At 63.4% G+C, this 23,766-nt stretch carries 9 protein-coding genes; all 9 read right to left on the reverse strand.

The features are described 5' to 3' along the window. Window positions 1-23: 23 nt before the first annotated feature. The gene (locus tag ACZ881_RS19150) at window positions 24-1,802 is read right to left on the reverse strand and encodes a serine/threonine-protein kinase (RefSeq protein WP_476117613.1); all 1,779 of its coding nucleotides are present in this window, start codon (window positions 1,800-1,802) and stop codon (window positions 24-26) included. Beyond that, a complete protein-coding gene (locus tag ACZ881_RS19155) occupies window positions 1,799-3,643 on the reverse strand; it encodes an FHA domain-containing protein (RefSeq protein WP_476117614.1) in 1,845 nt (614 codons plus the stop codon). Before ACZ881_RS19155 ends, ACZ881_RS19150 begins: the two co-directional genes overlap by 4 nt. Next, window positions 3,630-4,556, reverse strand: a complete 927-nt coding sequence (locus tag ACZ881_RS19160; protein ID WP_091466264.1) for a PP2C family protein-serine/threonine phosphatase — start codon at window positions 4,554-4,556, stop codon at window positions 3,630-3,632. The genes ACZ881_RS19155 and ACZ881_RS19160 overlap by 14 nt, the downstream gene beginning before the upstream one ends. Beyond that, the gene (locus tag ACZ881_RS19165; RefSeq protein WP_476117615.1) at window positions 4,553-6,100 is read right to left on the reverse strand and encodes an RDD family protein; all 1,548 of its coding nucleotides are present in this window, start codon (window positions 6,098-6,100) and stop codon (window positions 4,553-4,555) included. The genes ACZ881_RS19160 and ACZ881_RS19165 overlap by 4 nt, the downstream gene beginning before the upstream one ends. Further along, the gene (locus ACZ881_RS19170) at window positions 6,090-8,576 is read right to left on the reverse strand and encodes a transglutaminase TgpA family protein (protein WP_476117616.1); all 2,487 of its coding nucleotides are present in this window, start codon (window positions 8,574-8,576) and stop codon (window positions 6,090-6,092) included. The genes ACZ881_RS19165 and ACZ881_RS19170 overlap by 11 nt, the downstream gene beginning before the upstream one ends. Further along, window positions 8,573-9,976, reverse strand: coding sequence for a DUF58 domain-containing protein (locus tag ACZ881_RS19175; protein WP_476117617.1), 1,404 nt, complete (start codon window positions 9,974-9,976; stop codon window positions 8,573-8,575). Before ACZ881_RS19175 ends, ACZ881_RS19170 begins: the two co-directional genes overlap by 4 nt. A 42-nt stretch (window positions 9,977-10,018) precedes the next feature. Next, the gene (locus ACZ881_RS19180; protein WP_091466258.1) at window positions 10,019-10,990 is read right to left on the reverse strand and encodes an AAA family ATPase; all 972 of its coding nucleotides are present in this window, start codon (window positions 10,988-10,990) and stop codon (window positions 10,019-10,021) included. 70 nt (window positions 10,991-11,060) lie between these two features. Then, window positions 11,061-17,159 (reverse strand): Ig-like domain-containing protein, encoded by a 6,099-nt coding sequence (locus tag ACZ881_RS19185; protein ID WP_476117618.1) that lies wholly within the window; start codon window positions 17,157-17,159, stop codon window positions 11,061-11,063. A 250-nt stretch (window positions 17,160-17,409) separates the two neighbouring features. Next, window positions 17,410-23,544: an Ig-like domain-containing protein gene (locus ACZ881_RS19190; protein ID WP_476117619.1), complete on the reverse strand. Its 6,135-nt coding sequence runs from the start codon at window positions 23,542-23,544 to the stop codon at window positions 17,410-17,412. Window positions 23,545-23,766: the final 222 nt, after the last annotated feature.

A 23,766-nucleotide genomic window follows, 5' to 3' on the forward strand; every position in this document is an offset into this window, starting at 1 on the left:
GGTAAGTAAGTCTCATGTGCCGTTTACTCGTCCAGGCAGGCGATGGAATCCGGCCCGCCGGGTGAGGCACTTCCGTCAGCCCGGACAATAATTGCCTGCACGCAGATGGGTGGCTCAGCCAGCGCGCCGAGGAACGCCTTTCCAGTGGACGTGGTCTCATAGACGCCTTCGGATTTTGCCGACTTGACCCGCCATTTGAACGTGTCTCCGGGCAACGGGTCCGGGTTTGTCCAGGAGAAGACAACGATATTCCGGTCCTTGGTGTCCCGCGCCGCGGACATTCCCGCAACCTCCGGAACACTGCCGTCGCTCAAAGCGTCTGCTGGCGGCTTGCTTGCCGTTTCCGTAGGTGCAACCTTGGGCTGCGCCTGGGCGCCCAACACCACGCCCACCACAATGGCCGCTACCAGCACTGCCGCGCCAGTGGCGGCAAACCACAGGTTGCGCTTGCTGTGATCTGCCTGCGGGGCATCCTCCTGCGTGACCGGAGAGGCCCCGGAGGGAGCGTTGGAGCGGCTGACGGTTGCGCCAAGATCGTCCTGGGGACGCGAAGGCTGCCAGCCACGCAGCACTGTGGACTCTGCCGTGTCAGGCTCGGCCGGAGCGTTTTGGCTGCCGGGGGCTGAGTACGATCCCGGTGCAGTGTACGAACCCGGCGCCGTGTATCCCGATGCCGGAGCGTGAAACTGCGGTGGGGCCGAAGGCCCGGTGTGGGACGGGACCGTTTGCGGAGGGTTGGCGGACTGGGCCGGTTGTTGTGTCGGCTGCTGGGTGGCGCCGGGAACCGTGGACGGGAAGGTTCGCGCCGGGAAAGTGGGCGCTGAGCCTGTGGTGGCGGTTCCTGAGGCGTCGGGATCGATCGAAGCGATGCTCCGGACCCGGGTTTCCTCGAAGTTGTCGTCCGGGTGCTGGTCGTCTCCGTGCCCGGGTTCTTCCAGAACCTCGAATGGCGTCACAGACAGGTTCAGTTCAGCCTGGATCCGCTGCAGTGCCAGCGCGAAAGCGTGCGCCGAGGAATAACGGGATTCCGGTGACTTGGCCATGGACGTGGCGAGAACGAGTTCCAGGGACTCCGGAACGTCGGCACGGCCCAGCCTGGGCAGTGGTGAGTTGGTGATGCGGGAGATCAGTTCCCGCTGCGAGTTGTCCTGTCCCGGGAGGACAAAGGGTGAACGACCCGCCAGCAGCGTGTACAGCGTTGCACCCAGGGCCCAAATGTCCACAGGAACACCATCAACGGCACCTCCGCGGAACTGCTCCGGCGGGGACCACGGGATGGACATGCCGGCGTCGTCCTCGGTGTCAGCGCCGATGGTGCCGGAGATACCAAAGTCAGTCAGCGCAGGCCGGTTGTAATCGGTGACGAGGATGTTGGCAGGCTTGATGTCCCGGTGCACAATTCCTGCCCGGTGAGCGGTCTCGACGGCGGAAGCCACCTGGATGCCGACGGCCAGGACCTCATCCACGCTGAAGCGCTGGCGACGATAGCGGACGTCGAGGCTCGGCCTGGAGCAGTACTCCATGGCGAGGTAAGAGTGTCCGTTCTCGGTGATCTCGGCTTCGAAGATCGTCACGATGTAAGGGTGCGACGACAACTGCGCCATGAGGTTCGCTTCGGACTCGAAACGGCGGCGGGCCCCTTCGGTCTTCAAATCGGACAACAGCACCTTGACCGCTACTTTTCGGCGCGGTCGATCCTGCTCATAAAGGTAGACATCCGAGAAGCCACCGGAGCCGAGCAGGCTGATGTACTTGAAACCCGGGATGGGTGGAGGCGGCGCAGGGGGCCTCTTGGAACTCAAAGAATCTCCTCGAAACGCAATGAAATGTTGTCGCCCAGCTCGGCGATGTCGCCGTCCAGCAGGATGGCCATTTCGTTTTGGGCAAGCCGGCGGGGTGCCTGGCCTTCCCGGATGAGCACAGTGCCGTTGGTTGCCTTCAGGTCGCACAACATGACGTGCCAACCCTCAAGCCGTACCTCCACGTGGGAGCGGGAAATATCCCCACCAGGGCTGTCCACTTGGACCAGACGCGGCATGGTGCCGCCTTGCACACGGGAAACCGACGGTTGGCGGCCGATGATGAGCGACTGGTCAAGATCAATCAACTCACCTGTAGACAACCTCATCCGGCCCAGCCTGGGACGTGGGACGTGGATGGCGTCGCCGGAAACGGCAACACCGCACACCGAACACTGCGGGTACGTTGGCGGGTTGGCGTGGCCTTGGGAGCACATCCGTGCCAAAACGCTCGGCCCGTTGACGGCTGACGCCTCCGCGCGTCCAACAACAGCCTTTGCGCCGGACTCTTCGGTGGGAAGGCTACTTTTCATGATGGTCTGTCCGTCATGGTCAGAGTCCTCGTCCGCGGCCATGGCCGCCGGAGCCGACGACCAAGCGGCCGGCACTTGGGCCGCAGGATCGGCTACGGGCTTGGACGGAACTGACTGCTGGTCACTGCCCGGTTCAGGGGCCGAGGAACTGCTGCGCAGCCAGGGAACGGAGTCAATCAGGCCACTTGGTGCTTCGGCGGACGGGGTTGGCGACAGGTTCACCGGCGCCGGCGACATCTGTTCCATAGCTGGTGGGGCATCCGGTGCAGCGGACGCAGGCGAGTCATGGTCGTCAGACCCTTCGTCCGTGCGGACTGCCGCGTCCTCGATGTTGCGCATCACCGTCTTGTCCCACAGATGGTCATAGTTTGTGGTGTTTTCCAGCGACGGAAGGATTGGATCAGTGGTACTCGTGTGGACGGGCACCTCGGATGCGTCCGTATCTGCCTCGCTGGCTGGTTCCAGCTCCGCATCCACGGGAGAAACCGACTGCGCCGGTGCAGCATCCCCGGCCTGGTCAGGCGCTTCCCCGGCCACCTGATCCGCCGGCGCCACCGCTTCCCCAAGAACAGGTAACGCGGCGATGCCATTCTCCTCCTCGGACGCCTGCACTTCGGCAACAGCCGGTTCCCGGGCAATGAAGGGCTCGCTTGCGGAAGGCTCGCTGCTGGAAGGTTCGTTGGCGGGGATCAAATGACCCGGTGCGATCGTCAGCCCCAGGTCCGCTTCCGCGTAGCCAATCATGGTTTCATCGGATACGGCTGCGGGCCGGACCTCAGGTTCACTGTCAGCGGGGGCGGCAGCCCGGGCCGAGGCCTCGAGCGAGGCCAGGAGCACCACACCCTCCCCCAGCGGAAGACTGTTCAGGGGCGAGCCTTTCAGCGGCTGGCCTCCACCCGACGTCGGAATTCCCGCAGACGGGGAAGGCTTGTTCCCTATCCGGACGCTGTAAGAGTCGGCGTCTGCAAGTCGCCGTTCAGTCCAGGTGGTGACGTCACGCCCTGTGAGGTGTTCCTCGCCTCCGGCCATCTGCACAACGAGTTCGAGATCCCCCCGGAGGAACACACGAAGTGCGTCCTTTGAGTCGATGATTCCGAAAGGCGGGATGCGGCTGAGGGAAACTCCAAAGGCATCCGTCACCTCATGAAGGACTTCGTGGGCCTCGGGTGCGGACGCCAGCAACTCCCAAACGGTGTCGATCAGTGCGTGCGGCGTGTCAGGGCCCAGAAGCACCACGGTTCCGTTCCGCACTACGCCGAACCAGTCACCCTGCTGATATCTGCTCAGCGAGAGGTGGTTACTGCTTGCCATCGGCGCCTTCCTCCTGCCCATCCCCTGCGACCTCGTCGGTGCCATTCACCCAGGCCCGGGGAAGAGTATCTTCTTCAACCTCGGACGCAACCTCGGGGCGCGGCGCAGTGGTGGCGATGCCGGCGTCGTTCAAGACGTTCTTGGCGTCCACGACGATGACGGTGACGTTGTCCCTGCCACCGCTTCTCAGGGCTGCCTGGATCAGTGCGTCCACGGCATCCTGCGGATGGGCAACGGTGCTAAGGATGCGGAACATGTGGTCATCGCCCAGCTCCCCGTTGAGACCGTCCGAGCAGATCATGATCCGGTCACCTTCCTGGATGGGAAGCAACCAGAAATCGGCCTCGGTTTCGTCGCCGGTACCCAGGGCGCGGGTAACAACGTGGCGGCGCGGGTGGACGGTAGCCTGCTCCGCTGTGATATCCCCGGAATCCACCAGTTCCTGCACCTCGGAGTGGTCAACGCTTACCTGCGCAAACTCCCCTTGGCTGAGGCGGTAAGTCCTGGAATCGCCGATGTTCATGACCAGCCAGTAGGGCAGGCCCATCTGCTCCACCACCACAACGCCGGACAGCGTAGTCCCGGCGCGCGCTCCCGTTGCGTTGCGGATGGCAGCGTCGGCCTTCAGCAAGCATGACTGAAGGTCGGCCGCTGAAGCGGTGCGCACGCCGGCCGACAATTCAGGGGCGCTGCCCAAAGCCCTGACGCACATGCCGCTGGCGATCTCGCCCGCCTCATGCCCGCCCATGCCGTCGGCAACGGCGAAGACGGGGTCTGACGCAATGAACGAGTCTTCGTTCAGTTCGCGGCGAAGCCCGCGGTCCGTTCCGTACCCGTAGCTGAGCCGAAAAGAGGATCCGCCTGCGGCGGGACCCGCCTCGGCGTTGGCGGGTGTGGCCGGCTGTGAATTCATGCTTGTCCTAGGTGGAAGGAACGGTCCCCGAAGTGAACGGTGGAACCGGGACGGACAAAGCTCGCTTCGCCCGGGTGGATCCTGGTCTGGATGCCGTCAGGGGTGGTGACAGCGCTGCCATTGGTGGAGTTACGGTCCGTGACCCAGACGCCGTCGCCATCAACGCGCAGGTGCAGATGCGTTTTGGAGATCGACCGGCCGGGGTCTGACACGGGCAGCAGTTGTTCCACGGTTTCCCCGGGCTGCGGCGCCGGGTTCCGGCCGAGGAGGACAGACCCGCCCAACTGGACGTCCTGGCCGTCATCGATCCGAATCCGCAGGACGGCCTGGGCACGGGCTGCCCCGGGGCGCATCTGGGTGCGCTCCACGTCGTCGTCCGGATGGGCGGCGGCCGCGGGTGCCTGCTGTGGTGCGACCACGGCGGGGCTCGATGACGCTGGTGCAATCGGTGCTGTTGGTGTGTGCGCTGCCGGTGTGCGGGGTGCCGGCGTGAAGGGCGCTGTGGGTGGGCGCCACTGGTTAGGATCATGCGAAGGCTGGCCAGCCGGTGCCGCGGGAGTGGCCTGCGCCGGAGCCGGAAGTGGATTCGCGCTCGGACGCGCGCCCTGTGTGGGCCCGGAAGGGACCGGGGAAGCGACGGGCTGAACCGGAGGGAGATCCATAGGCGCGAAACTGTAGGGACCTTGGATGCCACCCGTGGTTACCGGATTGCGACCGGCGTTCACATCGAACACCAAGGACTTTGCCGCTTTGTCCTGCCAGCCACGCAGCTTGCCATTGGTGTCCCAGGCGTTGGATACGACTACAAGGAAAGCCCAAACTACACCGAGGAACATCAGCGGCAGGGCGATCCACAACACCAGTCCGATCTGTCCAAGCGCCGACAAGATGACGGCAACAATGAACCCCAGCAGCAAGAGGCCGCCAGTGAGGATCCCTCGAACAAAAACAACACCTGCGCCCGGCGCATAGCCATCAGAATCCGCACTGCGGATGCCCATGAGCTGGTTGCCGATGGTATTTCCTGACTTCGCCTCCAGACCAAGGAGGACAAAGATGTACACCACGGTCACGCCTAAACCGATGCTCCCCAGGAGAACCAACAGGCCAGTGTCATAGACAATGAAGCCGTTCCGGCGGGTCTGCGTGATGCCGGCAATTCCAATGGCGAACGTGGTGGCCAGCACGGCGACGGGACCCAACCAGTCCAGCACAGCAGCGCCCAGTCGCTTCCCGGCAGAGGCGGGCGCCAATTCGAGCTTGGTGGTCATAGTGGTCCCTCCCCCTGGCCCAGGCATACGGTCCGGCATGGTTTTTGCTCCGTGCTGCATCGGCGACGCCGGAGCCGACACTACCGAGATACTACCGGGATCGGAGAAACCATGCCGGTTGGCGAACTCCAACGCCGCCTTCTGGGCATGGTTGATGTTGCCCACCTTGCGGGCGCCACGGTTATTCAGCGGTGAACCGCATTGCGTGCAAAACGTCGCGCCCGGACGGACCCCGTGCCGGCAAGCCGGGCAAAGTTCTGTCTCATTGCTCATCAGTGGTGTCCTTCTTGAACGGCAACGTGAAGCGGCGCTTCGCAGGCTCGGTGGTGCCCTGTTGACGGCGACGAAGGGCCGCGCGGCCATCTGACAGCAACGAGCGTGGCGAGAACCGTGCCTGCTGCCGTTTCCAGAATCCCACGCTTCCCGTGATGTCCGTCAACGATGTATCAACGATCTCCCAGTACTCCTTGACCTGGTCCTCACTGGGCTGGCCCGCGCCGAACACAGCGGCGTCCGCCCGGTGGGCAAGCAGGGTGGTGGTAGTTCCGGTAGTGGGGAACGCGTCAGCAATGACCGAGGCCGACTCGCGCCTGGTGGACTTGGTGTCAATCGAGGCACCCATATCGGTGACCAGGCTCAGCACTTCGTTCCATCCGGCGCCAACCCGCTGGGCCGGGTGGCCATCACGGAAACGGGCCTTCCGGCGTCGTGATTTCAGCAGGAGAATCAGCAGCAGCGGCAAGGCGAGGATCCCCAACGGAATCAGTGCCACGCCAATAGCCGCGAGCAGCGGACCCCAGAAAAGCCACGGGTTGTTTTTCTTCTCGTCTGCATCCAGGGCATCCGGGGTGGAATCCGGCGGCAGGTCAGCGGGCTCCTGCGGCGGGGGCGGCGGCTGCAGTACCTGCGGCTTGGGTTTGGACTTGTTTTCCGGGTCCGGCGGGATGGGCACGTTGTCCTTGGGCGGGGTGGGATCGAAGGCAACCCATCCCACGCGGTCAAACGCCACCTCAACCCAGGCGTGGACGTCCTTACCCGTGATCTTGATATCCCCGGCGCCATTCTCAGGGCTCTTGGGGTCAGGATAGAACCCCATGACCACGCGGGAAGGAATACCAAGGTGGCGGAGCATGAGGGACATGGACACGGCGTATTGCTCGTCGTCCCCCAGCATCTGCTTGGCCGAGAGCATGTTGCGGACGCGCGCAGCACTGTGGCCGGGAAGGCTCGGGAGCTGCCCTTCGGCCACAAGGCCATTGCTGAAAGCACCGCTCTTCTGGAAATGTGCCTCAATCTGCCGGACACGGTCAATGGCAGTCGGTGCATCCGCGGAAATCTGGTTCGCCTGGGAAGCCACGATCGGTGGCACTTCCTCCGCTTCCGGCAGCGTGAGCTTCGCGAAGTCGTACTGCGTGAGCTGGCCGTGCTCCAGCGTCCCCGGGTCCGAGACCTGCACGGTGTAGTTCTCGCCCTTGGACAGGCCCTTGGTGGTCACGGCCGTGTCCGTGCCGGCGTTGAAGTAGAGCCCGGAAGCGGCCCCCGAAGTGTCCGCGAAACTCATACCCGTGGTGTGCCGGCCACCAGGCACGAAGTAGCCTTGATAATCCTCTACGGTGATGTCCAGTGTGTAGTTGGTGCCCTCCACCGGGCTCCCGGAATCGGCCAGGGTGTTCAGCGACCGGGCATCGCCCACCTTGCTGAAATTGCCGGAGCTGTTGGGATCCATGCTGTAGTTCACGCCGTTGAAAGCGTCCAGTGCCGCCAACCGGACGCGGGCGTCTTTGGGCAGCCCCTTGACCGTGAACAGCGTGCTGTCCTTCTCGTCCTTGACGAAGTTACGGAAGCTCGCAAGGGGTGTCACGTACTCCCGCGGATCGAACGGCGGGACAATCGTGTTGCGGAGCACCTTCCGGTCATCGCTGGCGGTCACCAACGGCGAGGCGATGGCGGTGACGCCCACCGCAACAACGATCACGGCTGCAGCAGTCCCCAGGCGGCGGAGCTGGCCGCGGCGGGCTGTGGCGGCGTCGGAACCCGGCCTATTGGCCGAAACGGCCTTGGTGCTGTTCCGCCGGAGCACATCACGGCGGAACGTCGCCCACACGATGGACACAATGGTCAGCGAGACGCCGCGCTCCACATTGAGGAAGCCCGCGCTGGTACTGAAAGCGATGCCCGTGACAAAGAGGACCAGCACCGGCAGCAACGGCCAGTACGGGCTCTTCAAACGCCACGTCAGCAGACCAGCGGCCAGAGCGGTCACCAGTGAACTGAGGAACGGCACAATGAGCATGCCATTCGCTGTGCCCACAGGAACGCCAACGGTGAGCATGTCCTTCCAGGCAAACACGATGCCCAGCAGGAGCGTACGCAAGGAGTCGAGGCTGGGCAGGAATCCGAAGACAGCCGAATCCGGCACGGCCAATGCCGAGCCAAATACCATGTAGGCGCCGAAGGTCACGGCAGCCGTGATGAGCAGTCCCAGGCGGAAGCGCACGTTGAGGACAGCGATGCCCAGCCCCAGCAGCACACCACCCAGACCGGCGATGAGGTAGTGGGCGTCTCCCCCGAAGCTTAGGGTGAAACCGAGGACGCCAAGGAACAGGAGCACCAGGAGCGCCCCACAGTCGACGGCGAAATGCCAGGCTGGCCTGCCGTCGTCGAATATCGATCCTCCGGTGCCGCGGACGGCGGACCGGGTCGCCTTAGCTGCGCGGGGACGCACCCGGAGGTGAGGAGCGGTGCTCATGCTGCCGCCTTTCGAAGAACTATGGCGAGATCGTCCAGGTCGCCGACCGTGAGGACCGTCAGGTCCGCGATGTTGGCCCTCGACGGCGCCGCTCCGGGTTGGACACGGACCGCCAGGCTCCGCACACCCGGGGGAACGGACGAGGCCGCGGAGCGCAGTTGCGTGGCTGTCACGTGGCTGCCCACTACGAAGAACACCACGGAGGCGTTGGGGACAGTGTCCGAAAGGGTGCGGGCGAGGTCGACGGCGGTCTTCCGCATGGGTGCCCCGACAATGCGGGTCATGTCGTCCAGCAAGTTCCGGCCGGTTTCGCAGCGGAGCGGCCCCTTCTGGGTCAGGACATCCAACTCACGCTGCTCGCGGATGGCCTGCCTGCCAATGGACGCGGCCACAGAAATGGCCATTTCGAACTCGGGCCCGGAGTCATACTCGTCCGTGTTGATGGAGAGCGAGATGGCCAGGTGTGCGCGCCGGGTCTCCTCAAACTGGCGAACCATGAGCTTATTGGTGCGGGCCGTGGTCTTCCAGTGGATGTGTCGCCGATCGTCCCCGGGAACGTAGTCTCGCAAGGCATGGAAGGAGACATCCGCGCTGGACAACTCCGTGGTGGGCATGCCCTCAAGGTCGCGGATGAAACCTGCGGCCGAGCTCCCCAGCGACACGGTCCGGGGGTGTACGAACAGGTCCACCGGGTCGGTCCACATCACGCGGCGCCGCAGCAAGTGGAGTGGGTCGGCGCGAACAGAGCGGACCGGACCCACGACAATCACTGCACGCCGGGCCGTAGGGATGGTGAAGAGATCCTCGTGCACCTGTGCCGGCTTCATGCGGGGCAAATGGAAAACGGCCGTGTTGGAACCCACCGGCAGCTCCAACGCTGCAGGCAACAACGGCCTCGTGGACACGTTGGACACGGCAATGCTGCCCACAGCGTCATCCCCCACAGCCACCCGTGTGCGGGCGAGGTCCAGAACCACGCCGTAGGCCGAGCGGCCCACGATGAAGCCGATGGCAAGGAGGAACAGCAGGAACGCCACCATGGCAGCTGACTTGGCTTCCTGCCAACCCCACGCCTGTCCCGCCCACCAGAGCCCGATCGAGGCAGCCAACACTACCCACCCGAGCAGGCTCACTACCGCGAGGACGGGCCACACGTACCTCAGCCAGACAGCCCTGACCTTGCTCCACCCTGGAGCAAGGAAGTCGCCTGCGGTTCCGACTGCTTCCGACCATACGGCTGCGGGGTGGAGCTTGCTGGTTTTGCCGCGTTGGCTTGACCGGCCGGGGCGCTTGGCCGGCTCGTTGCCAGGGCCGCGCAGGGAACGCATCTTGCCGCCAAAAGCGGACGTAGCGCGTTTCAACGAGTCAGCAGCCCTGTTCAGGGGTGTGCTGGAGGACATGTCTGGGCCTTTGTTCGAGCTGGGTGCGGTGGGGAGTAGTGTTTAGGCGCTCGCGCGTTGCTGCGGGGCCGCGACGTCAGCGAGGACGCGGTTGAGCACCACCTCGGGTGTTGCGCCGGAGAATTCGGCTTCCGGGTCCATCACCAAACGGTGCGTCCACACCACTGGGGCGAGCTCCTTGATGTCATCCGGCAGAACGAAGTTGCGGCTCTGGCTGGCGGCCCACACCTTCGCAGCGCGGACCATGGCCAAAGCGCCACGAACAGAAACACCAAGCCGCGTTTCAGAGGCATTACGCGTCTCTTCGCAGAGGCGGGAAATGTACTCGAGCACCGCGGTGTCCACGTGGGTGGTGGCTGCCAGGTCTGCCATATCCGCCACGGCCTGAGTGGTGATCAACGCGCTGAGATCCTTCGAACGGTCCTTCAGGTTGGCCCCGCCCAGCAGCCGGACGGTGGAAGCGTGATCCGGGTAACCGATGGAGGTTTTAATCAGGAAGCGGTCAAGCTGGGCCTCGGGCAGGCGGTAGGTGCCGGCCTGTTCGATGGGGTTCTGGGTTGCCAGGACCATGAACGGGCGGCCGGCCTCGTACGTAGTGCCGTCCACGGTTACGCGGGATTCCTCCATGACTTCCAACAACGCGGACTGCGTCTTAGGAGAAGCACGGTTGATCTCGTCAGCCAGGACGATGTTGTTGAACACCGGGCCCTTGTGGAATTCGAACTTCTGGGTTTTTTGGTCGTAGATGGTCACACCCGTCACGTCAGACGGCAGGAGGTCAGGCGTGAACTGGATGCGGTTATGCGAACCCTGGACCGTCGCGGCCAAGGCACGGGCGAGGGAGGTCTTACCCGTACCCGGTGCGTCTTCAAACAGGACGTGGCCTTCGGCCATCATCGCCGTGAACGTCAGCCGGATGACGTGTTCCTTGCCCAACACGGCCTTGCCCACGTTGGCAACGAGCTTCTCGAACGTTTCTGCAAACCACGCGGCCTGCTCGTTTGTCATGGTCATCGGTTGATCCTGTTCCTTGGGTGTGTTCGGAGTGTTGGGTTGAAGTTGTTGCTAAGAGCCAGGCGAGGGGTCAGCAGACAGGGGGCATGCCATTGCGAAGGTCCACGGTGGTGGACTTCACGAACCAGCCGCTCTTCGGCGAGCCGTTGAGCTTGTACCATGGCGTCCCGTTGTTGTAGATATCCTGCCTGCAGGTGACGTCAATCCATCCCCAAGACCGTTCCACCCAGCCAACGCCACACGTGGGGCCGCTCGGGTTGTACGTGTCCGGCCTTCCCGGCTGGCCAGGGCACGTGCTGTTGTGTGCCTGGATCTGGGGTGGAGTGGGCGGAGGCGGCGGCGGAGGTGCAGACCCGCTCCGTGACGTGTCACTGCCCACCCGGCCAGCCTGGCCGCCACTGATGGCGCGGACTCGCAAAGTTTTTGTCTCGTCGAAGCCCACTGTGGTGGAGAAACTCCTCTGGCCGGTGTCAGTCCATGTGCCACCCTCGAGGCTGTATTGGTAGCCCGTCACGGGACGTCCATTGCCACTGGGAGCGCTCCAGGTCCACGACACCGTCTTGTCGCCAACACCGCTGCTCTTACTTCCGGTCACCACCGGCGCAGCGGCAAGCCCATAGGGATTGACGGTGTTTGATGCCGGGCTTCTGTCCCCGGGTGTGGGGTTCCGTGAAGACACTGCCCACACCACTACTGCTGTGTCGGTTCCATTGGCGGCTGGCACTACGGCTCCCCCGGATGGAATCGCGCCACTGCCGCCTCCGGACGTCAATGCATACCGGTAGCTGATCTCGTTGACGTTGGCTCCGTTTCGTTCCGCAGCCGTCAAGGGATTGAACGTCACTTGGATCTTGCCGCCATCAGCGTTGGTTTCCACCAAGGCAGCCGATGGGGTGCCCACCATGCCAGGCTTTCCTGCCGCACGGATCGGGGCCGACTGTTGGCTGACACCACTGACCCCGGCCTTGTTGGTAGCCGAGACCGTGAACGTGTAGTCCGCTTCGGAGTTCGCCACGGTGACATTCTGCGAGGTCGCTGCCACGGATTGGGTAGCTACGACGGCGCCGCCCATGTAGGTGGTCAACGTGTAGGCGGACACAGCGTCACCGTTGTTGTTCGGTGCTGCCCAGCTGACCTGCAACTGGCTCTGCGAACCCACGGATCCGGCACCCGCAACTGAAGGAGCCGCAGGGGTCGCCGGCACTCCAGCAGGAGTTTCGGCAGCAGAGTACGTACTCCATTCCGAAGGCTCCTTGGCGTCATTCCTGGCCAGGACCCGGACCTTGTAGGCCACCCCGTTCGTCAGACCGGTCCAAACATGGCTGTTGGCCGTCAGGTTCTGGATCTGCGGGTTCTGGCCGGCAGGAGCAGGCGAGATCTCAAGGTCGTAGGACTTGATGGGCGAGCCCTTGCTTGCAGGAGGAACCCAAGCCACGGACAGCTGCTTGTCGCCAAACTTCAGTGTCGGTGCCACCGGGGTGTCGGGCTTGACGTCCGGACGGACCTCGGCCGACACCGGAGACCGTTCGGATTCTTTGATCGCATTCGTGGCTGTGACGGCAAAGTGGTACTTCACATTGTTGGTCAGGCCGGTCAGCGTACAGGTATTCGCGGGGCAGTCCTGCTTAAAGCCGTTCTCTCCGTACACCGTGTACTTGGTGATCGGCGAGCCACGATCAGCCGGCGCGTTCCATGTGAGCAGGGCGGTTTGGTCGCCCACGGACTGTGCAAGCGGCGTGGTTGGTGCTGCCGGCTTGTCCTTGACGGTCAGACGGATGCGGGCAGTGGCATACCGGGAGATCTCGCCGGTCTTATCCTCCACTGTGTATGCAACCACCATGGTTCCGGTGAATCCGCTTGCGGGTGTGACGGTCACACTGTCCCCGCCGGCTTCAGCCGTTCCCTGGCCCGTTTCGGTGACGGCTGAGACGATTTTCAGTGGTGTCTCCGGGAATGGGTTGGAATCATTTGCCAACACGTTGACCGTCACAGGCTTCCCGGATTGCGCCTCGGGTTCAGCGTCGTCGTTTGCCACCGGTTTTGGCCGGTTGGAGGCCGACAGGGACAGCTTGTACGTTGCGACAGCCTCGAGCCCGCGGCGGTCCTTTGCTTTCACCTGGACGGTGCCCGACTGCCCGATCTGTACGGAATCATCCGCGGAGACCTTGAGCGTCTTGCCGTCCACGTTCACCTTGAAGCCGCCCTGGGCTGCGCCCACCAGCTCGTAGCTCATGTTCTGTACGTCATCCGAGTCCGGATCCGACGTCAGCTTCTCCAGGTCGAGGCTTGCAGAGTCGCCCTTGGGAACTTCCACGTCGCTGCCCAGCAGAATCGGCGGGTTGTTCTTGTTGGGGTCCGGCAGCACTTTGGTTCGGATGCTGAGCGTCGACTTCAGGCCGTTGGGATCGTCCGGACCTGTTCCATCAGTGACTTCGAAACTGATGGAGCCGGGGCCAACGTACTCCGCACCGGCCGTGTATTTCAGGGCAGTGCCACCGTTGGCCACGGGGTCGCTGCCGTCGGCACCGATGAGCTTGATGCGGTCGGTCTGGGTCAGGCGTGGTGAGCGTCCCTCACGGACTTTGACCCATTCCGAGAGGTTCACCGTGACGGACTGGCCTGAGACGAGTTCCACTACCTCGTCCTTGGCGAGCGTGGGAACCTGCTGGCCAATACCGGGAACCCAAATGATGGCCGTGGACTTCTGTCCATCCACGTCCTCCACGGTGTAGGGCACCAGTTGCGGCTGCTCGGTGAGGTCAACAATGACGTTGCCCTCGGGACCGGGACGCGCGGTTTCCAAACCGGTAGCGACCTTGAGGTTCTCCCCCACGCCGTCCGGATCTTCGTCGTTCTTCAGGACGGGAACATCCACAGCCGTTTTGCCGAGCGTTTGTGCCGAGGTCACGCGGTCGTCGCGGGCAATCGGCGCCTGCAACGGCAGGTCGTTCTGGACTACCACCCGGATACTGGCCTGTCCTACGGCATCGCGGTCGTCGGCAACGGAATAACGAACGTTGACGGTGCCCTCCGCAGCGGGAGCGGTTACCAGAATCCGGCCACTGGTCTGGCTGACCTTGGCGTCGAGGGCTGCGTCAGCCTCCAGGCTGTCTGTCAGGATCCGGATGATGTCACCATCGGGATCGGTATCGTTGGCGGTCGCGTCCACAGCGATCTGGCGGCCAGGGCGGACCTTGACTTCGTCATCGACGGGAGCTGGTTTCTGGTTGTCCTCGCCACGTGGCGCGACGCCAACCGTCACCGTTCCGGTGTTGACCGCACCTTGGCGGTCGATCACCTTGTACCGGAACGTGTCGGTACCGGCGCCGTCACCGGCGGCGACGAAATCAATGAAGCTGCTGCCCGCCGTCGCGGTTCCCATGGTGGGTGTGCTGTCGATGCCGGTGAGCTGTACGGAGTCGCCGTCGGGGTCTATGCCGTCCAGCGGAACCGGGATCCGGACGCTGCCGCCCGCCACAACTCGTGCCGTCAGGTTTTGCGGCTGCGGACGCGAATTCTGGGTACCTTCCAGCGGAAGGACGTGGATGGTGACTGCCGCGGCGCTCTTCTGCCCCTGCGGATCCACCGCGTTGTAAATGGCCCGCACGGTTTTGGGCGTGGACCCGGCAATAAAGCGCAGGGTCTTCTCGGAGATGAACGCTTTGCCGTCCTCTTCCGGGACGCTCTGCGCCAGCACCGGATCCACGGACAGTTCCTCACCCTGCGGGTGGGTGTCGTTGTCCAGGACCGGAATGGTCACGACGTCGTTCACTCGGACGTTGACTTCGTCGGGTTTTGGCTGGGGAGCCTCGACGACGGCGGGAGCCGGCACCGGGACAACGCCCACCGTGCCGGTGGCCGACGCGCGGCCGTTCGACATCGTGTAGCTGAAGACGAAGGGTTCCTTGGCTCCGAGAACGTCGGTAACGCGAAGGACGCTGTGGTCGATCACGCTCACCGAGGCGGACGAGCCATCGGGCACGGTGACGGACTGAAGGACCAGCACACCGCCGGAAGGATCGGAGTCGTTGGCCAACGGATCAACCAGAACGCTGCCGCCCACGGGGAGCAGCGCCACGTCATGGACCGCGACGGGGGCTCCGGGATCTTTCCCGGACTCTACGTCCACGCGGATCAGTCCCTGGCTGCTCTGGGGCCCGTTGCTCGCGATATATGTCAGGTAGATGGGGCCAGGGGTGGTGCTCCGGAAGGTAAAGGTGCCGCCGTCGGTTACGGGGCCGAGCTCAGCAGGGCCGGCGGCCTCAACATGGGCGACACGTAGGGCGCCGCCGTTGGGGTCCACATCGTTCTTCAGCGGTGCGATGACCAGGTCCTGGCCCACCACTGCGGTGACGTGGTCAGCGTTGACCACCGGCGCGAGGGCACCGGGCGGCTGCACGTTGACCACGATGCGGCCGGTGGTGGTGGCCCGGCCGTCCCACACTGTGATGGTGACGTTCTTCTTGCCCGGTGCTGCGCCGGAATCCTGGTACGTCAGGAGGCCGTCGCGGCGTACCTTCACCTGGTCCTGGTCGTTGTCAGACTTTGCATCCAGCAGGACGAGATCATCGCCGTCGGGGTCCATCCAGTCGGTCAGGATGTTCTGGCTGACGGACTTACCCTGCTCCACCAGCATGGTGGTGGGCTCGCCTCGCTTGAAGGACGGGGGTTTGTTCTCTTCCGGAGCCACTACCCGAAGTGTGACCTTGCCGCCGGCGGACAAGTCGCGGCCATCGGCGGCGTTATAGTCGAAGACTTCCGTGCCCGGTTTCGCATCTGCCGGGACCTTGATCTGGAAGGCGGATCCTCCGTAGATGTTTTCCAGGGCACCCATCTTGGGGCCGTTGGCACCTACCGAAGCGGTGAGGACATCGCCGTCGGGATCTGAATCGTTGTCCAGCACGCTCAGGATGGAAGTCCGGCCCGGTCGGACACCGAACTCGTCTGGTTTGGTCTCGGGCGGACGGTTGGGCTTGGTGCGGTCCGGGAGGACGTTGATGGTGTTGTTGTCCGCGGACTCCTGGTCCTGGTCATCAGACTGGTTTTTGGGCGGGACAACGTCGTCCCAGTTGTTCACCAGCTGCATGTTCTGGTTGACCAGCCACACGCTGCCCGAGTTCACGTCGTTGAGGACAACCAGGTCCCTGTTGACGCGGAAAACGTAGCTTGGGGAGGCACTGGCTTTGGGAACGTCGTTTTTCTTGTCGTCGGCGTCGTTGTCGCAGTCGCGGACGTACTTGTTGGCGCCGGACCACGCTGAGTGGACACACTTGCTGACCTGAACCGGAGCTGCGGGGACGCCTTCACCGTCAGCATTCACGGTTGCGGCTGTGGACCCGTCCAAGGGCTGCTTCAGCAGGGCCTTTCGTGTGGCAATGGCGACGTAGCTGCTGTCTTCACTGCTCTGCTGGAGCTTGGCTTCGCGGGCATCCTGAAGTTGCAGCTTGCGGCCGCCAGGCAGGAAGAGGTTGCCGGAAGCGGCGTCAAGGACCACGGGCTTATCGCCCACCACGGCCAGTTGAAGGTCGCCGGCGCCCTTGAGCTCGTCCACCTTGCTGACCTGTGAGTCAGTGCGTTCCCCGTTAGGGTCCACCGTGGTGACTATGATTTCGCCCTTACCGGGGTCTGCTGTGTAGATCCGGTTGTCGGATCCCACGGCAGAGACCATGCCCGGGGAACCTGTCAGTACGGGTTCGGTTCCTTCTTCGTCGAAGCCGTTGACGGTGGAGGGAGACAGTGCCCACACTTTCCCCCGGGCGGGGTCGGTCACCGAGAGAACGGTGGAGCCATAGCTGACTTGCGACGACGACGGCAACTGCTTATCGCCACCCAGCTTCAGGTTTGCTGCCGATACCTGGTTGATGGTTGAGCCGGATTCGTCGTCCACGAAGACGTTGCCATCATGCTGCAGCACATCAAAGGTAGTGGTAGCGGGGGTGACGGCACCATCCAGCACGCGGGACGGATAGTTCAACCGGCCCACAGCGTTCTTGGTTTTGCTCACGACCCACACGCCGCCGTCGTTCAAGTCCACCTCGGTGGTCTTGAACCCCGGGTACAGAATCGCCCCGGTGATCAGCAAAGCGCCCGCCACGGTAGCGGCAGTTCCCGCTATGAATTTCTTGTTTTGACGCTTTTTCAGCCCCAGCTTGCCGAAGAAAGTTGTCACAGCCCCAGAATTCCCTTTGTGTTCAGCCGCCCCCCAGTGGCTTCCAAGCCAACCGGCAGATGCCGGCGGCCGTACATTTCGCAGTACCCCCGTGCGGCGGCGGAAATTTCAGTCCCTAAGACTATCCCACGCGCCCCACGGCCGGCCAAGGAAACCCGAGACCGGGCTATCCATTGGCTTTGACAGCGTACTGTCTCCCTGCCCCGGGGCGCGATGGGGACAACTGCCCGGCGCCCCGGCATCGGTTGAGTCAGCATTGCGGAATCTGATGAGGTCCGGGGTCTCCCAAGGTGGTGTTGCCTTGGGCGATGAACCGGCCTGCGTTAGGGCCGCTGGTCAGGCGGTACCAGGCCGCGTAGTTGATGTACGGGGTGCTGCGGTACACGTAGCAGTTGACCGTGAAGGTTCCGTTGGATTCGTATTGCCACGGGGCTCCGTAGATCTTCCCACCACAAGTGTGTTCGCCTGGCTTGGGATCCCATGACGTCTGGCCGGAAGGCGCAGTATCCGTGCAGGTACGGTAGCTACCGGAGGGCAGGTTCGCTTCCCATGACGTCTTCTGCGGCCCGCTCTGAGCACTTGCGGAAGCCACGCCTCCGCCTTGGCCTATGGAGTTGAACGTCTGGACCTCAATGGTGCGGGTCTGGTTGTAGCCACCGGTGTTGACTACCCGGCTGCCGGAGGCTGATTCGTTGATCCACCCGGTATCCGTTCCACCGCCGGTGATCCTGATCTTGGTTACAGCTACGTCGTTGCTGCCCGTTGACGGGGAGGACCAGTTCAGCGTCAGTGTGGTCTGGTTCTGGCCGCCGTTTGCACCGGAAGCGGACGGCGTACCAGGCGACCCGTACGGCGTGGTTGTTGCCGGTGCGCTGGCATTGGAACTTGGCGCCACGGAGGACACGGCCGTGACCGTGATGGAGGTAGCCTGCCCATTGGCGAAACCACCCACCGTTTGCCCGGGCGTGATGGGACCGGACTGGCCGGTACTCGCCAGGTAGCGGTAGCTGACTTCGCTCTGCGTGGATCCGTTTCGTTGCTTGTCGTCAAGGACCGCAAAGTTGATGGTGACGGCCCGGCCCGCTCCCCCGGTATTTGCCGGCGTCGCAGTGACGTTGTTAACGGTGCCTAGCTTGCCTGTGGCACGGCGCGGGGCCGAGGCGGCACTGACGCCACCCTTCCCGGCCTTGTTCTCGGCTTGCACAGTGAACGTGTAGCCGGCTTCGGCGTTCTGGGCGGTAAAGGTGGCTGACCGGACGTTCCCCGGGATTGTTTGGGTCTGGGGCACGCCGTTTCCACCACTCATGGTGACGTAATACGTCTTGATGGGATCACCATTGATGTCCGGTTCGACCCAATCCGCGCGGATCTGGTTACTTGTTCCCACGGACTCCACCACAGCGGTGGTGGGGGCAGCCGGGGCCGCCGGAAGGCCAGCGGGGTTGTCCTCGAGGGAGTACATGCCCCAGTCCGACGGTCCGAGCTCATTGACGGCCTGGGCACGAACCTTATACTTCACGCCATTGCTGAGCCCGGGCCATGTGTAGCTCAGGCCGGTGACCTCGTTCTTGACGGCTATGCCGTTGGCCGGAGGCGGCGAGATCTCCAGGTTGTAATGCTTCACAGGAGAGCCCTCGGTCTTCGCAGGGGTCCACGCAATAGCCATGTTCTTGTCCCCGGCTTTGACCGTGGGGGCGTCCGGCGGCGACGGCTTCTCGTCCGGGCGGATCTCATTGGACGCGATTGAGGCAGGTGAGTCTCCCACCTCATTGGTGGCGAATACCGTGAACACGTACTTCACGTTGTTGGTCAGTCCCGAGAGCGTGCAGGTAGTGGTGGGACACGCCTGCTCAAAGCCGGCCGCCTTCACCGTGTACTTGGTGATGGCTGCGCCATTGTCCGACGGCGGTGCCCACTTAAGCACTGCGGTGCGGCTACGCACATCGGTTGCTACGGGCGCCGACGGAGCGTCGGGCTTGTCCCGGACTGTGATCCGGACACGCCCCACGGCCTGTCTGGATGGGTCCTTGGTCTTGTCCAGCACGGTGTACCGCACCACCATGACGCCTTTGAAGCTGTCAGCAGGAGTCACGGTGACCGAATCGCCCGAGACCGTCGGTTGACCAGCCGCAGAGCCTGTTTCCACGGCGGCGCTCTCGATGGTCAGCGGTGAGTCATTGAAGGGGTTGAAGTCGTTGGCCAGCACGTTGATGGTCTCGGACCGCCCGGCGTTGGCTTTCTCAACAGCGTCGTCGTTGGCTGCAGGACGCGGCCTGTTGGACGAGACAACCGTGGCCGTCACCGTGGCACGAACAGATTCAGAGCGGCCGTCCGTGACCTTTAGCGGGAAGGTGCCCACCACGCCCGGATTAGCAGAAAGGTCCGGGGTGACTTTGAGGACGGTTCCCTCCACCTTGGTTTGGAAGCCCGCGGGTTGCTGTCCATCGAGCTCAAACTTGAGGTTTCCCTGATCCCGTTCGTCCACGTCCTTGGCGAGGTTTGCCAATTCCAAGTCCGTGGTTTCCCCCTTAGGTGCCTCGATCGAAGCGCCGCTGAAAGTGGGGATGTGGTTCGCGTTGGGGTCCGGGATCACCTTGGTGATGATGGTCAACGTGGACTTCAGCCCCTGCGAGTCGTCCGGGCCTGATCCGTCAGTCACCTCGAAGGTGACGGACCCCGGGCCAACGTAGTCCGTCTGTGCCGCATACCGCAGAGCATTTCCATCGCCAGAAATAACGTTGTTGGGATCGGCTCCCTGTACACGGATCTTGTCCGCCACCGTAAGCCGGGGTTGGCGCCCGTCCCGCACGCGGACGTATTCCTGGAGCGAAAGCGTGATTTCCTTGCCGGACATGACCTCAACGGGCTCGGTCTTGGCAAGCGTTGGATACTGCAGGCCTTGTCCGGGGATCCACATCACTGCTGTTGCTGACTGCCCATCCATGTCCGTCACGGTGTACGGAATCAGCTGGTCCTGGGGAGTAAGAGTCACCACAACGTTGCCGGCGGTCCCTACCCTGGCGTTCGGATTCGCATCCGGCAACGTGATGGTCAGGTCTTCCGCAACGCCGTCCGGATCAGAGTCATTTTTCAGTACCGGGACGTCCACGGCGGTCTTGCCCAGCGTCTCAGCCAGGGTGATGCGATCGTCTACCGCAATCGGAACGTGGAGGGCCGCCGTCGGGCTTGTTTGAACCCTGACAACGGCGCTTGCTTCAGCCTTTTTGTCGTCCTGGATCCGGTAGCTGATGCTCTCGTTTCCGGCAACGCCGGGCGCTGTCAACAGGATCTTGCCGGTGGCAGCCTCAACCTGCAGTTCCGGATTGGCTTCGAAGGAATTCACCAGGCCAAGGGGATCGCCGTCGGGATCCGAGTCGTTTTTCAACGCATCTACTGCAATCCGACGACCTGGCCGGACGTCAATTGCATCGTCCACGGCAATCGGCTTCTGATTGTTCGCTTCTGCCGGTGCGATGCCCACAATCACGGTGCCGGTGTTTTCGGCTCCGATTCGGTCCCGAACGCGATAGCTGAACGTGTCAGTCCCGGCAGAATTGGCGGCAGCAGTGAACTCCATGTATCCATCCCCCACCACGGCTGTGCCAAGCGCGGGCGCTTTGTCGACGCCAATGAGCTGCACCGAGTCGCCGTCGGCATCGATGCCGTCCAACGGTACGGGGATCTTGACGGTCATGCCCGCCACCACACGTGCGGTCAGGTTTCGCGGCTCGGGGCGGGTGTTCGTGGCGTCGTCCCTGGCGCGGATACGGATAGTGACTTGCTGCGAATCGGTTTGGCCCGAGGCGTTGCTGACCTTGTAAATGGCATAGACGGTCTTGGGAACCTCACCTGCGATGAAGCGCAGGGAATTGCCAGCGATGAACGTCCTGCCGTCCGCGGCGTCGGGCTGTTGCGCCAGTGCGGGATCAAGGGTGAGCTCTCCGCCGTTGGGGTCCGAATCGTTCTCCAAGACCGGGATGGTCACAACGTCGCCGACGCGTACCGATACTTCGTCGGGTTTGGCCTGCGGGGCCTGCAGCTTGCTCGGCGCCGGCACCACCTGCACCGAGATGTCTCCCGTGGCCGACGCTTTGCCGTTCGAAATCGTGTACTTCAAGGACAATTGTCCGGTCGCATGGATGTCGGTGACCTTGACCACTGAATGGTCCAGAACCGCTACCGTGACCGGCAAGCCGTCCTCCGCAGTGACCGACTGGACAACCAGCACGCCGCCGGCCGGATCCGAATCATTGCCCAGCACGTCCACCACGGTGCTGCCGCCGCTGGGCAGAAGCGCGATGTCGCGAACCGCAACGGGGGCGCCGTCGTTATTACCGGACACTACGTCCACCCGCACAAGCTGCTGCGCACTCGCGGGGCCGTTGGTGACCATATAGGTGACGTAGTGAGGGCCGGCAGTCGTGGAGTTAAAGGTAAACGTCTGCTGGTCCGGACCAATGACAGCCGTGGCTTGTTCATCCGGCTGGGCCTGTGCCAGCCGCAGAGTGCCGCCTTGCGGATCAGTATCGTTTTTGAGCGGGGCGATCACCGTGTCCTGGCCTGCCACCGCCACCACGTGATCGGCGTTGGCGATGGGCGGCAGGGCACCAGGGGCACGAACGTCCACACTGATGCGCCCCTCAGTGCTCAATGCGCCATCCGAGACCGTCACGGAAATGGTCTTCTTGCCCGGCCCTGCCCCGGAGTCCTGGAACGTCAGTAGCCCGTCCGGCCTGATACGTACTTGGTCGGCGGGATCGCTGCTGCTGGCAGCAACCGCGAAGATGTCATCGCCGTCGGGATCTATCCAGTCACTGAGGATGTACTGGTTTGCGATCTTCCCGGATTGCACCACCAAGGCGTTGTTCCTGTTGGGCTTCTGCTGGGGTGCGTTGTTCTCACCGGACGGCACGATCCGGAGGTCAACGTTCGCTGCGCCAGTTCCGCCACGGCCATCGTCCACGGAGTACTTGAAAGTCTCGGCCCCGGATTGCTCCGCAGGGACGGAGATCTGGAAACCCGTCCCGCCGTAGACGGGCGCCAACGCCCCCGACCTCACGGCTTGGTCAGCGGAGACCGTCAGGACATCGCCGTCGGAATCGGCGTCGTTGTCCAAAACCGGCAGGAGGGTCGTCTTCCCGGCGCGCACGCCAAAGGCATCCGGCTTGGCCACAGGCGGGGTGTTGGGTTTGCTTCGGTCCGGCAGGACCGTCTGCTGGACTTCGTCCGCGGAGTCCTTGTCGGCGTCGTCCGATGTCTGCTGGGGCGGGATAACGTCGTCCCAGTTGTTGACCAACTGCATGTTCTGGTTGACCATCCAGACGTTGCCGGAATTGACGTCGTTCAGAACCACAAGGTCGCGGTTTACGCGGAAAACGTACGACGGCGACGCACTCGCCTTGGGAACGTCGGCGCGGCGGTTGTCAGCCTCGTTGCTGCATTCGCGAATGTACTTGTTGGCACCGGACCATGCTCCGTAAGTGCAGGTGCCCAGCTGCACGGGCGCCGCGGGAATGCCTTCGCCGTCGGGCCGGACGGTTTTGGCTGTACCCCCATCCAACGGCTGAAGCAGAAGGGCGTTGGTGGTGGCGATGGCCACGAAATCCGCGGCGGGTCCGCTTTGTTGGAGCTTCGCGTCCCGGGCGTCATCCAGGTGAACGGTTGCGCCGCCAGGGAGAACGATGTTTCCGGTAACTTCATTGAGCACAACGGCCTTGTCACCCACGGCGGTGAGCTGCAGGTCTCCGGCGCCCTTGAGGGCATCATCCTTGCGGACCTGCGAATCCACTGACCTGCCGTTGGCGTCCACTTTGGTTGCGGTCACGCTGCCGGACTCCGGATCCACAGTGTGAATGGTGTCGTCTGCGCCCACTACCGAAACAATTCCGGGCGATTGCTCGAACAGTGGCTCTGACTCGTCGCTGAAGCCGCCCACTGAGCCGGGCGACAGTGCCCAGACCTTGCCTTTTGACGGGTCGGTGACTGCCAGCACTTTGTGGCCGAAACTTACATCCGCGGAGCCTGGCAGTTTCTGGTCTCCGCCCAGGCGCATGTTTGCGGCGCTGACCGGGTTGATGGTGGCACCTTCAGGGTCATCAATGAAGATGTCACCGGCCTGCTGGAGTATGTCGAAGTCCTTGCTTGCCGGCGTCACAGCACCATCCAGGGACTTGGAAGGGTAGTTGAGCCGGCCGGCGGCATTCTTGGACTTGCTGACCACCCAGACGCCGCCATCATTGAGGTCCACCTCGGTGGTCTTGAACCCCGGGTAGAGGATCGCGCCGGTCACCAGGACTGCGGCAGCAAGGGAAAAAGCGGTTGCCGCTATGACCTTCCGACGGCGGTTCTTGGCACGGCGGTTCCCGGACCCGTCAGGCAGAGCCATCCACATTCCCCCACAAATTAGGCAGCCCGAGGCAGCCGACACCGAAACCGCACGGCCATCCACGACACAAACAACGCTAAGACTACCGGGTTAATCCATCGTTTTGCTAAGTCGTGACGCAGTTCTCAGCAACCGCAGATATTTCCAACGCTCTCTCACATAACAGCCCTTAAGCCCGTTCGCTCTCTCACTTTCCTGAAGAAAGTGAGAGAGCGAACGGCT

It is taken from the genome of Paenarthrobacter sp. TE3676 (assembly GCF_056279165.1).